This is a genomic window from Bifidobacterium longum subsp. longum JCM 1217 (assembly GCF_000196555.1).
Lineage (GTDB): Bacteria > Actinomycetota > Actinomycetes > Actinomycetales > Bifidobacteriaceae > Bifidobacterium > Bifidobacterium longum.
Window position 1 is genome coordinate 319621 of record NC_015067.1, and the last position, 12456, is coordinate 332076.

The 12456-nt window shown below is 59.9% G+C and carries 11 protein-coding genes and 1 tRNA gene; 7 read left to right on the plus strand and 5 right to left on the minus strand.

All coding sequences use genetic code 11. The features are described from left to right. Window positions 1-40: 40 nt before the first annotated feature. The 3 genes from BLLJ_RS01260 to BLLJ_RS01270 all read right to left on the minus strand — a co-directional run bounded on the left by BLLJ_RS01260 (window position 41) and on the right by BLLJ_RS01270 (window position 3821). Window positions 41-625, minus strand: a complete 585-nt coding sequence (locus tag BLLJ_RS01260; RefSeq protein WP_007051517.1) for a manganese efflux pump MntP — start codon at window positions 623-625, stop codon at window positions 41-43. Window positions 626-858: 233 nt separating this feature from the next. Next, complete coding sequence (locus BLLJ_RS01265; RefSeq protein WP_007054759.1) at window positions 859-1353, minus strand: inorganic diphosphatase; 495 nt, start codon at window positions 1351-1353, stop codon at window positions 859-861. A gap of 227 nt (window positions 1354-1580) precedes the next feature. Continuing rightward, window positions 1581-3821, minus strand: coding sequence for an alpha-1,4-glucan--maltose-1-phosphate maltosyltransferase (locus BLLJ_RS01270; protein WP_007054760.1), 2241 nt, complete (start codon window positions 3819-3821; stop codon window positions 1581-1583). Window positions 3822-4064: 243 nt separating this feature from the next. Between BLLJ_RS01270 and BLLJ_RS01275 the strand changes: the two genes are divergently transcribed. Next, the gene (locus BLLJ_RS01275; RefSeq protein ID WP_013582357.1) at window positions 4065-6056 is read left to right on the plus strand and encodes a cell surface protein; all 1992 of its coding nucleotides are present in this window, start codon (window positions 4065-4067) and stop codon (window positions 6054-6056) included. Here the strand turns inward: BLLJ_RS01275 and BLLJ_RS11015 are convergent. Both BLLJ_RS11015 and BLLJ_RS01280 read right to left on the minus strand, forming a co-directional pair. Continuing rightward, window positions 6022-6303, minus strand: a complete 282-nt coding sequence (locus BLLJ_RS11015; protein ID WP_013140164.1) for a hypothetical protein — start codon at window positions 6301-6303, stop codon at window positions 6022-6024. The genes BLLJ_RS01275 and BLLJ_RS11015 overlap by 35 nt on opposite strands. Window positions 6304-6374: 71 nt before the next feature. Beyond that, window positions 6375-6448: transfer RNA gene (locus tag BLLJ_RS01280), tRNA-Met, on the minus strand. Between the two features lie 215 nt (window positions 6449-6663). Between BLLJ_RS01280 and BLLJ_RS01285 the strand changes: the two genes are divergently transcribed. From BLLJ_RS01285 to atpA, 6 genes are all read left to right on the plus strand, one after another. After that, window positions 6664-7698 (plus strand): homoserine O-succinyltransferase, encoded by a 1035-nt coding sequence (locus tag BLLJ_RS01285; RefSeq protein WP_007051484.1) that lies wholly within the window; start codon window positions 6664-6666, stop codon window positions 7696-7698. Window positions 7699-8159: 461 nt separating this feature from the next. Further along, entirely contained in the window at window positions 8160-8972 is an 813-nt protein-coding gene (gene atpB / locus BLLJ_RS01290; RefSeq protein ID WP_007051483.1) for a F0F1 ATP synthase subunit A, read from the plus strand. A gap of 103 nt (window positions 8973-9075) precedes the next feature. Then, window positions 9076-9303, plus strand: a complete 228-nt coding sequence (atpE, locus tag BLLJ_RS01295) for an ATP synthase F0 subunit C (RefSeq protein WP_003831420.1) — start codon at window positions 9076-9078, stop codon at window positions 9301-9303. 56 nt (window positions 9304-9359) lie between these two features. Beyond that, window positions 9360-9878, plus strand: coding sequence for a F0F1 ATP synthase subunit B (locus BLLJ_RS01300; protein WP_007051482.1), 519 nt, complete (start codon window positions 9360-9362; stop codon window positions 9876-9878). A gap of 34 nt (window positions 9879-9912) precedes the next feature. Beyond that, window positions 9913-10749 (plus strand): F0F1 ATP synthase subunit delta, encoded by an 837-nt coding sequence (locus BLLJ_RS01305; RefSeq protein ID WP_007054765.1) that lies wholly within the window; start codon window positions 9913-9915, stop codon window positions 10747-10749. Between the two features lie 75 nt (window positions 10750-10824). Continuing rightward, on the plus strand, window positions 10825-12456 hold the full coding sequence (atpA, locus tag BLLJ_RS01310; protein WP_007051480.1) for a F0F1 ATP synthase subunit alpha: 1632 nt from the start codon (window positions 10825-10827) through the stop codon (window positions 12454-12456).

A 12456-nucleotide genomic window follows, 5' to 3' on the forward strand; every position in this document is an offset into this window, starting at 1 on the left:
CAAAATAGCCCCTTCTGGTGAAGGGGCTTATGGCACTAAATCAGAACGCGATAACGCCCAAATGCTCCAATAGCACTTTGATGCCGAGTAGAATCAGCACCACGCCGCCGGCGATCTGCGCCGGCTTCTGCCAGCGGGAACCGAACGCGCGGCCAATGTGCAGGCCCGCAGCGGAGAACAGTCCGGTGACCACACCGATGCTGAGGATGGCGAATGCCATATGGGCTTTGGTGAACATGAAGGCCAGGCTCACGCCCACGGCGAACGCATCGATGCTGCAGGCCACGGCCAGGGGAAGCATATGCTTCCAATCGAACTGGGCGGTCTCCTTGGAGTTTTCCTCATCTTCTTCGAAGGCTTCGTGAACCATGTTGCCGCCGATGAACACCAACAGGGCGAAGATGATCCAATGGTCGAATTGGGTTACGTATTTGCTGAATGTAGATGCCGCGAAATAGCCGAGAATAGGGAACAGCATCTGGAATCCGCCGAACCAGAGGGTGCTTTTCACGGCGTCTTGTACTCGTACGCGGGATACGGTCAGGCCTTTGCCAATGGATACGGCGAATGCATCCATAGCTACGGAAACAGAAATAAGCAGGATTTGAATGATTATCGAAATCATGGTGTGACAGAAGGTTCATCGCCGGATTACCGTGCGATGGGCCTCGACCAGCGTTCCTACACGCCGCCTACGCCTAGTTGAAAAGACAAAACATTACTGTATCACAAAATACAAGCTCCCTCTGTTGGGGAGCTGGCGCAGTGAAACTGCGACTGAGGGAGAGTAGAGCGGCTTTGCCACAAATACAACAAAAGGCCCCCGAAGGGGCCTCCTGTCAACGATTCAGAATCGAATCACTTCTCGGAATCGGCGAGACGCTGACGCGCGGCAATGATTTCCTTTTCGGCGGCGTCAGCACCAGTCCAGTAGTCGCCCGGCAGGACTTCCTTGCCCGGCTCCAGAGCCTTGTACTGCTCGAAGAAGTGCTTGATTTCGGCCTTGTGGTACTCGTTGACGTCGTCGATGTCCTTGATGTCATCGAAACGAACGTCGGCGGGCACGCACAGCACCTTGTCGTCGCCGCCGGCCTCGTCGACCATGTGGTACAGGCCCACGGCGCGGCACTCGACCACGCAGCCCGGGAACACGGAGTTCGGAATCATCACGAGAGCGTCCAGCGGATCGCCGTCCTCGCCCAGGGTGCCGTCGATGTAGCCGTAGTCATCCGGGTAACCCATTGCGGTGAACAGGGTACGGTCCAGGAAGACGCGACCGGTCTCGTGATCGACTTCGTACTTGTTCTTGGAGCCGCGCGGAATTTCCACAACGACGTTGAAGGTTTCTGCCATGTCATTTCTCCTTGAAAATCGACAGTTACGTTATCGTCTCACCACAATACCCTGTTTACGCCTGCAAAACAGGTGCGGAACTCAAGAAACCGTGCTGAGATTATGCCGACACTATGCCCAAACAGACGAAATCCTCCCCTTGAGGGGAGGATTTCTAGCGGTTTACGCGCACGATAAACCCATGCACGTCAACGGCATCACTGTTGCATTACCGTTGCAGTACCGCATCACTGCACGGACAGGATGTGGGCCACATCCGCCCAAGGAGCCAGAGACACGTAGTTGTCCCAACCCCACTGGAATTCGCGGCCGGTCAGCTCGTCGCGCACGTTGAGCGGGCGGTCGGTGGGCAGACCCAGCTCGCTGAGTTCCAGGTGAATCATCGACTGGTGTGCGTTGTGTCCATCGAGGTTCACGACCACAATCAGCGTGTCCGCTTGGCCGGTACCGGTCAGTTCGGCCGGCGTGTGGCGTGCGAAAGCCAGAATATTCGGGTCGGACGTAGGCAGCACGGTGAGGTTGTGGTAGCTCAACGCGGCCGGGTGGGCGCGACGAATCTTGTTGAGTGCGGTGAGCATCTCGGCCACGCCGTACTGCTTGGCCTTGCTCCAATCGCGAACCTTGACCTCGTACTTCTCGTTGTCGATCTGCTCTTCGAAGCCGGGGCGCTGCTTGTTCTCGATGAGTTCGTAACCGTTGTAGATACCCCAGGACGGCGAGCCCATGGCTGCCAGCACCGCACGCACGCAGTGGCCGGCTACGCCGTTGTCTCGCACGTAAGCGGTGAGAATATCCGGCGTGGTGGGCCAGAAGGTGTTGTGCTGGTAGTAGCCGTCGTCGCCATTGGTGACCGGCAGATACTCTTCCAGTTCGTCCTTGGTGTTGCGCCACGGGAAGTAGCAGTGGGACTGGGTGAAGCCCACGTAGCTCAGGGCGCGCATCATGCCCGGGCGGGTGAATGCCTCGGCCAGGAACAGGATCTCCGGGTGCTTCTTGGTCACGGCGGCAATCACGTCCTGCCAGAAACGCACCGGCTTGGTGTGCGGGTTATCGATGCGGAAGATGGTGACGCCCGCCTCGATCCACAGATTCATGATGCGTTCGACTTCTTTTTCGATGCCGGGCATGTCGGCGTTGAAGTCGATCGGGTAGATGTCCTGATACTTCTTCGGCGGGTTCTCGGCGAAGGCGATGGAGCCGTCCGGCTTGTGGCGGAACCAGTTCGGGTGGGCCTTGACCCACGGGTGATCGGGCGAGCACTGCAGGGCGAAATCAAGCGCGATTTCCAGACCCAGTTCATGTGCACGCTGGCACAGGGCCTTGAAATCGTCCATGGTGCCGAGCAGTGGATCCACGGTGTCGTGGCCACCTAGCTCGGAGCCGATGCCGAACGGGGAGCCCGGGTCATCGGGGCCGGCGACCAGCGTGTTGTTGCGGCCCTTGCGGTTGGTCACGCCAATCGGGAAGACCGGCGGCAGGTAGACGATGTCGAAGCCCTCGGCAGCGGCGCGTTCGAGGCCGGCCATCGAAGTCTTCAGCGTACCCTGAATGATCTTGCCGGTGTTCGGATCGATGGTGGCGCCTTCGGAACGCGGGAAGAACTGGTACCAAGCCGCGAAGCTGGACTTCGGGCGTTCCACCTTGAAGCGCTGGGGCTGGCTGGGGGAGATGCCGTCGCGCAGCGGGTGAGTCTCGTGCAGGGCGGCGATGGTCGGGTTGTCGCCGGCGGCGAGACGATCCTCGGCGCTCAGCGTCTGATCGGCCATGGTCTCAGCGGCCTTCTCCAAGGTCTTGCGATCGCGTGCGGTCAGGCCGGTGTCCGGGGTTTCGGCCCAACGGGCCAGCAACTCGGCACCGGAATTGAGTGCGTTGTCCACGTCGTCCATCACACGCACCTTGATGCGGGCGTCGTGCAGCCAGGAGACGTACGCGTCTTCCCAACCTTCGATGGTCACGGTCCATTCGCCGAGCTGACGCTTGACGGCCGCGTAGCCATCCTCCCAAGGCTTCAGATCGCTGTGCTCGCCGCACTTGACCATCACGGTCCAACGATCGAGGCCGGGATTTACGCAGGTCATGGCCCGGCGCATGGTTTCCTTGCCGCGCGGGTTGCGCACGATGGCGGTGGCACCCACCTTGGTACGGCCTTCGATGAACACCTGGGCGGTCATCTCAAACGGTTCGCCGAGTTCCACACGGGCGGGGAAGATGCCGCGCTCCTCGGCGGGAGTGATGTCCATGACATTGATGCGGCCGAACTGGCCGGGCTCGTTTGCTTCGATGGACGGTGCGGGGGCTTCGACAGCCAGGCCTTTCAGCGCTGCTGCGGCGCGTGCCGTTTCGGCGCTGACTCTCTTGCGCTTGGTTGCGGGGCTCTTTCGGGCAGAAGTCGCCTTTGACTTCGTTTTCGTGGTGCTGTTATCGGTATTACTAGTGCGCGTGGTCGCGCGATGTTGTACTGCTGCCATAAGGCCCTATTCTAAGGGCTTTTGAACATATGTTGCGCATTGTGGATAACTATCAGGTAAACGTTCGGTCAACCGCATGAGGTGGATAACTCGGCGGAAGAGTTATCCACAACTCGCCGGCAAACGGCAAGCTCGGACCACATAGGTCGAAAAACCGGCTGTAGCGAATGAAAATCTGCCATGATCGTGGCCTACCCGCACACAGTGCAGTATGCGGGGAAACGTACCAGGAAAGGACGAATGATGATAACGACATGGCGGCAACGGGGCATGGCCATCGTAGCGATGCTGACCGGTCTGATAATAATGGTGGGAGTGGTGTTCGGCTCGGCGAATACGGCGTATGCCGCGACGTTGACGCCCGCCGACGAAAGATATCACGTGGCGTTTCCATACAACGATATGGAATATTACGTCGGTGTCGCGGGGCTGGACGCTTCGGGCAACAAGTACTACTGCATCGAAGCGGGGAAACTGAGCGACTATGTGATAGGCCCCACCACGGTGCTTGCCTCCGATGAGAACGCCCGGCGTATGGCATGGATCCTTGACCGGTACCGCGACACGGATGCCGCCACCCATGCGGCGATCGGCATCATCGTGCAGGATCACTTCGGGCGCGATCGGGACGAGTGGGCGAGACAGATGGCGGTCATTCAAGGCCGGTACCCCGAGATCGTGGCGAAGGCGGCCCGGATATGGGATCAATCGGCCGGCAAGACGCCTGCGGGCACGACGGTGGAACGCACCGATGCCGAGGCTTTGCGCAGCGGTTCCATCTCGGTGAAAGTGGTGAACCGCGCCGGTGACGCGATCGCGGGAGTGCCGTTCACCGTCACCTTGCAGGGGGCGGCGCGGTTCGTCCAAGGCGGCAACACGTTCTCGGGGGTGTCGACGAGCGCCGGGTCCTCGATCGCGTGGGAGGCGACCGGCGCCGGCGAGGTGACGGCGAACACCACATACGAGTATGGGCGGATGCACGTCATGGACAGCACTCAGGACATGCTGGCCTTTGACTCGATGGCTTCCACTGGCGGCGCGTCGACGACATTTCGGGTGCGTAAGGATTTTGTTCCGGCGGTATCCACCAAGGTCTCCGAGAAGGTGCTTGATGTGGCTTCTCCGGTGTTCGATGACGTGACCAGTGGCGTGGCGGATGCGGACAGTTATTGGGTGCCCGATTTGGAATTGCAGGCCCGCGGATACTATTTCGATGGTCTTGATACGGGCGATGTGGGCAATGTCATTACGCCGAATGCACAAGAGAGCGCCGATGCTTTTCTTGCGCGATTGGCGACTTTGGGTTATGAGCCGGTGGCCTATGGCAAGGCCTCTTTCACCGGGGTGGGGCAGCAGGCACGTGTGCAGGCCATGACCAAGCCGGATGACGGTGCCGCTTACCGGACCAAGCAGAATAGCGTTTTTGGCACATGGGTATGGGTGTTTCGGCGGTCCGAGCAGAGCAAACAGGCGCAGGAATACCTTATAGGCGACTGGATAAGTCCGTTTATGGAGGCTACGGAAAGCAATACAAGTCGCAGGAAGCTAGAAGTCATGTCGACGGTCACTGAGCATTCGGCGGATATCGGTGCCGAGCTCAGCGACACCATTACCGTATCGGGATTCCCTGCGGATCATGGCCAGTATGCCGGCAACGAAGAGTATGAGTTCGCGGCGGATCGGCCGTATGCGACGGTGAGCGTATGGTGGTCCGGCGATCCCGACAACCCCTCCAACGATGAGGCGTACAAGCCATCCGGGGGAGAGGTTCCCACGGAAGACGACAACCACCGGTTGCTGGCCACCTGGGAGATTCCCGCGATGAACGGCACGTTCAAAATCGGCGCCGGGGCGTTGGACGCGCATGGCGCTCCTATGTATCTGACCGCCGAACGGCCTGGGTGGTACGTGTTCGTCTGGCGGTTCGAGGGGGATGACCGTGTTTCCCCGGCGTCCAGCCGGTATGACGATGCCTGGGAGCGTGTGCGGGTGTTGCCCCCATGCGAGTCGGAGAAACCGTGCGAACCGGAGAAACCCGAGACGCCGCCGGCGCCGGCGGAGGCAACCACGCCCAACCCTCGCCCGTCACTGCCCGTCACGGGTGGCGATGTGTCGCTTGCCTCGGTTCTGGCCGTGTCAGCTCTGGCGATAGGCGCCATACTGTCCATCGTCGTTCGGTGGCGTCGTCGCTATGACCGATTCAAGCACTGGACGATGCGCTGGCCGATACGTTGACCCGCTGCGGCATGATGCCGATGATGTCGGCTGGATGGTGAACCACACTCCGCTTCTGAGCAGAAGAACGGGAGCTGGGCACGAAGTCGATCGTAACATACGACTTGTGCCCGGCTTCCGCTTCGTTGAGAAACTTCACGCCTGTCGCCTCCCGTGGATTAGACAACTGAAGATCCGCGATGAAAATGACGAGACGTTTATGATCGCCGACTTCCCTGGGCACCGTAGCTGCCTGATCGCCTTTCATCCATATCGCCACGGTAAACGGAAAGGCCGCTGATTTCGGTACCGAAATCAGCGGCCATATAACCACGTTCGTAGCGGGGCATGGATTTGAACCATGGACCTCTGGGTTATGAGCCCAGCGAGCTACCGAGCTGCTCCACCCCGCGTCGGCTTGTCTCTCAGACAGCTCTATCTACAATAGGTGCAGATTTCAGAAAGTCAACATCGGCGTGTCGCGTCATCTTCCCGCGGTTTTAAAACGTGAATTGGCTCACGCAGCGAGGGGTTTGGGGCGGAGTCGGAGTCGGGGTAATAACGCGCCATAAATGGCCGTTATAGGAATGCCCTGAACCGTTATCCCGAATATTGACATAATAGGAACATGCCTATCAAGATCCCCAGTGGCCTGCCGGCCAGAGATATCCTCGATTCGGAGCGCATCTTCGCTCTGGAGAAGCCCGAGGCGGAGCGTCAGCGCGTCCGCCCGCTCAAACTGGTGATCCTGAACTTGATGCCTAAGAAAATCGAGACTGAAACACAGCTGCTGCGTCTGATTTCCAAGTCGCCGCTGCAGGTCGAAATCGACTTCATGAAGACCTCCACGCATGAGGCCACGCACGTTTCCGCCGATCATCTCGTCAAGTTCTACGAAAACCTCGATGCGTTCAAAGACAACTATTACGACGGTTTTGTGGTCACCGGCGCGCCTGTAGAGCATATGCCGTTCGAAGATGTGGACTACTGGGACGAGTTCAAGACGATTCTCGACTGGGCCTCCACCCATGTGTTCTCCACCATGTACCTGTGCTGGGGTGCGATGGGCGCACTGTACTACCGCTACGGCATCCACAAGGTGGATTACCCCGAGAAGATTTTCGGCGTATTCCCGCAGTACCTGCAGGATGAATACTGCTTCCTGACCAATGGCTTCGACGAGATTGATCTGCAGCCGCACTCCCGCCTCGCCGGCGTGAACGAAAACGAGGTACGTGCCAACCATGACCTTCAGATCTTGACTTGGGGGCCGCAGTCCGGCCCGGGCCTGATCGCCACGCGTGACTTCTCCGAAGTGTTCGCGCTCGGCCATTGGGAGTACGGCAAGTACACGCTCGCCGAAGAATACGAGCGCGATATGGCCAAGGGCATGACCAACGTGCCCTTCCCGAAGAACTACTTCCCGCATGACGATCCGAAGCTGGAACCGTTGTTCGCCTGGCGCGCCCACGCCAATCTGCTGTGGCGCAACTGGCTCAACTGGGTGTACCAGACCACGCCGTATGACCTGACCGAGGTGCCGCAGCTCAGGGCTGAGAAGAAGCTCGGTACTGATCGTTCGATTCGGCATGAGCCGGGCGGGCCGCGCCAGGATGATTTCAAGCCGTTTGTGCATGACGGGTATGGGGTGATTCAGGGCTGAGCCTACGATCTCCCCTCAGTCGCCTACGACGACAGCTCCCCTCGACGGGGAGCTCCTTTGCTTCTCCTTCACGGCTCGGCCCATCAGAGGGAGCTACTGTTGGAGGTTGCGTTCGTAGCGTGGACGGTTGTTCGTCCACGATGTGGACGGCTTGATGAACGTAATGCCACACATCCGCGTAATGCGACCAATAGTGCACAACGTTCGCGAAACGCCCGGGAAAACCTTGCAGCAGTAGGGATTTCAGGAGACTCGCCGGTATAATATTGACATTGTCTAGACGCAGGCAAATAATCACTCTTCAGTCATTCGGAGCCGAATGCCCAGCGCAGACTCCGTGTCCATGCCCGGCAGACTCCACACCGAGGAGACAAAAAAAGACGAAAGTAACGAGCACGTCACATTTGCCTGCCCGGTGGGTTTAAACTGACACCTGACATTGAAGAAGCAGGAGGCGTGATATGGTCGGTTCGCTCAGCGCAGGATTGCTGTTGGCTGACGAGGCAGGCGCTCATCTGCCCTCGGTTGATGACTTCCTTCCCCCGGAGATTCTGTTCCAGGGAACTCCGTTTGCCATCAACCGCATTATTTTGATTCGTATCGTGGCAACCATCGTGCTGTTGGTGGTGCTCGGCGTGACCGCAAAGCGCGCCAAGCTCATCCCCGGCCGTTGGCAGGGCGTAGTCGAGTACGGTCTCGACTTCGTGCGCGACAAGGTCGTGTATGACGTGATGGGTGAGGCCCGTGGCAAGCGCTACGTGCCGATGATCACCACCCTGTTCTTCACGATCTTCATTTTCAACCTGTGCGGCATCATTCCAGGTATGAACATGGCGGCCAACGCCACGGTGGTCATGCCGCTCGTGTTCGCTGTCTGGACACTGATCCAGTACTGGATCGCCGCCATCCGCTCGCAGGGCCTCGGCCACTATCTGCGCCACGAGCTGTTCACCCCCGGTGTGCCGTGGCCGGTCTATTTCCTGCTGGCTCCGATCAACCTGCTTGAGCTGTTGATCATCCGCCCGGCCTCCCTGACCATCCGTCTGTTCGCCAACATGGTTTCCGGCCACCTTATGGTCGCCACCTGCCTGGCGTTCGCACAGTTCTGGATGGTTGACGCGGTCAACAAGCTGCAGGGCATCCCGGTGGGTGCGCTGTGGTTCGCCGGTGGTTTCGCCATGACTTGCTTCGAGGCGTTCGTCGCCTTCCTGCAAGCCTACGTCTTCGCGATTCTTTCCACCGTGTACATCAACCTGAGCTTCCCGGAAGAGTGACGGGCGACTAACCCGCCGCTTCCGGTCCCCGGTCTGGGAAAATCGCAGACCGACCAAACCCCAAGATTTATAACGTCGCCAAGTACGTTAGAAAGGAAACACAATGGATATCATCACCCTCGCAGAGGTCGCCGGCAACCTGTCCGTCATCGGTTACGGTATCGGTACTCTTGGCCCTGGCATTGGTCTGGGCATCCTCTTCGGCAAGGCCATGGAATCCACCGCTCGTCAGCCTGAGATGTCCGGCAAGATCCAGACCATCATGTTCATCGGCCTGGCTCTGGTCGAGGTGCTGGCACTGATCGGCTTCGTCGCCGCCCTGATCATCTGATCTGCGCAGATCAACAGACGAAAACCGATTATGTCCATCACTGAAAGGAGGGCTTGATGACACAAGCAGCAAGCGGGATTGACCTGTTCATTCCTGAGGTTTATGACATCGTATGGTCGCTGATCATTCTTGTCATCGTTGCGGTGTTCTTCTACAAGTTCTTCATGCCGAAGTTCAATGCGATCTTCGACGAGCGCGCCGCCAAGATTCAGGGCAACATCGCCAAGGCGGAGCAGGCTAGGAAGGACGCCGACGAGGCCAAGGCCAAGTATGAGGCCCAGCTGAGCACCGCCCGTGTGGACGCCGCCAAGATTCGCGACGACGCCCGTGCGGAAGCGTCCCACATCATCGCCGACGCTCGTTCCCGCGCCGAGTCCGATGCGGCCCAGATCACCGCATCCGCACAGCGCTCGATCGAATCCCAGCACCAGCAGGCCATCGTCTCGCTCAAGGGCGAGGTCGGCGCACTTGCCACCGCCCTGGCCGGCAAGATCCTCGGTGCCAAGCTGGAAGACAACGACGTGCAGTCCTCGATGATCGATTCGATGATCGACGACCTGGGCGCCAAGAAGTGACCGTGACCATCCGTAACCAGAAAGGGAGGTGACCATGCGAGGAGAGGCATCACGTATTGCAGACCGCGAGTCGCGTGATTCGCTGGCCCCGAAACTGCGCGACACCCGTGAGGACGCGTGGCGGATCGGCAACGAACTGTTCACGATCACCAAGGTGCTCGATGACAGCATTCAGCTGGAGCGCGCACTGACCGACCCGTCCCGCCCGGTTGCCGACAAGGTGGCCGTCCTGAAGGAACTGCTCGGTGACAACGCGCATCCGATGACCATGGAGATCATGACTGACTTGGTCTCCCGCCGTTGGAGCCGTGCGCGCGACATCGCCAACGCAGTGGAAGACTTCGGCGTGGACGCCATGATGTACTACGCGGACGCCACTGACGCCACGCTGCAGGTATCCATCGAGCTGTCCGAGCTGCATTCCGCACTGCTGAACCTGCCGGTCGTACGCGCCAAGCTGTACGACTACCAGGCCACCAGCGAGGCCCGTGTGAAGCTGTTCCGCGAGGTGTTCTCTGGCAAGACCCTGAACAAGGTCACCATGAGGCTCGCCGAACACGCCACTTGCAACCTGCGCCGCCGCCGCTACTTGGAGACCATCCAGTGGCTGATCAACAAGTTCTCCCGCCACATGGGCGAGTCGATGGTCACCGTGACCACCGCCACCCCGCTGAAGAAGGAGCAGATCAAGCGACTGGTCGAGGTCTACTCCGCCAAGGTGGGCCGTCAGGTGCACATCAACTCGGTGGTCGACCCGACCGTGCTGGGTGGCATGCGCATCCAGGTGGGCGACGAAGTCACGGACAACACCGTGGTCGCACAGCTGCAGAACTTGCATCGCAAGGTGCAGACGGAGGCGACTCCGGCCTGACCGGCCGAGCCAATCCGTCCAACACCACACACAAGCAAAGACTTGACTGAACAATAACCAATAGAAGGAGTGATCATGGCAGAACTGACCATCGATCCCGCCTCGATTCGCAAGGCCCTCGACGACTTCGTGTCGTCGTACAAGCCGAGCGACACCCCCACCCAGGAAGTGGGCTATGTCGCCACGGCCGGTGACGGCATTGCACACGTGACGGGATTGCCTGGTTGCATGGCCAATGAGCTGCTGACGTTCGAAGACGGCACGCTCGGCCTGGCGTTCAACCTTGACGCCCGTGAGATCGGCGTGGTGATCCTCGGCGATTTCGCTGGAATTGAGGAAGGCCAGGAAGTGCGACGCACCGGCGAAGTGCTTTCCGTGCCCGTCGGCGACGGCTATCTCGGCCGCGTCGTGGACCCGCTGGGCAAGCCGCTCGACGGCCTCGGCGAGATCCAGGGCATTGAGGGTCGTCGTATCCTCGAAGCCCAGGCCCCCGACGTGATGCACCGCCACCCGGTCGACGAGCCGCTGTCCACCGGCCTCAAGGCCATCGACGCGATGACCCCGATCGGCCGCGGCCAGCGCCAGCTCATCATCGGCGACCGCCAGACCGGTAAGACCGCCATCGCGATCGATACCATCATCAACCAGAAGGCCAACTGGGAATCCGGCGACCCGAAGAAGCAGGTCCGCTGCATCTACGTGGCCATCGGCCAGAAGGGCTCCACCATCGCCTCGGTGAAGCAGAGCCTGGAAGACGCCGGCGCCATGGAGTACACCACCATCGTGGCCTCCCCGGCAGCCGATTCCGCTGGCTTCAAGTACATCGCCCCGTACACCGGCTCGGCCATCGGCCAGCACTGGATGTACAACGGCAAGCATGTGCTCATCGTCTTCGATGACTTGTCCAAGCAGGCAGAGGCCTATCGTTCGATTTCCCTGCTGCTGCGCCGCCCGCCGGGGCGTGAAGCCTACCCGGGTGATGTGTTCTACCTGCACTCCCGCCTGCTCGAACGTTGCGCCAAGGTCTCCGATGACCTGGGCGGCGGTTCGATGACGGGTCTGCCGATCGTCGAGACCAAGGCGAACGATGTGTCCGCCTACATCCCGACCAACGTGATCTCCATCACTGACGGCCAGATCTTCCTGCAGTCCGATCTGTTCAACGCCAACCAGCGCCCCGCCGTGGACGTCGGTATCTCCGTCTCTCGAGTCGGTGGCGCCGCACAGACCAAGGCTCTGAAGAAGGTCTCCGGTACGCTGAAGATCTCCCTGGCACAGTACCGTTCGCTGGAATCCTTCGCCATGTTCGCCTCCGATCTGGATGCGGCTTCCAAGGCCCAGCTGACCCGTGGTGCCCACCTGACCGAGCTGTTGAAGCAGCCGCAGTTCCACCCGTACTCGCCGGAACAGGAAGTCGTGTCCGTATGGACCGGCACCCACGGCAAGCTCGACGACCTCGACCTGAAGGACGTCCTTCCGTTCGAGCAGGGACTGCTGGACTACATCGACCACAACACCGATATCCTCAAGACCATTCGCGAGACCGAGGAATTCACCGCCGACACCGAGGCTGCCCTCGATAAGGCCGTGGACGAGTTCCGTTCGACGTTCGTCTCTTCCGCCGGCAAGCCGCTGGTCGAGAAGAAGCCGGACGTTGACAAGGCCGCGCCGGTCGATCAGGAAAAGATCGTGGCGGGAGAAAAGTAA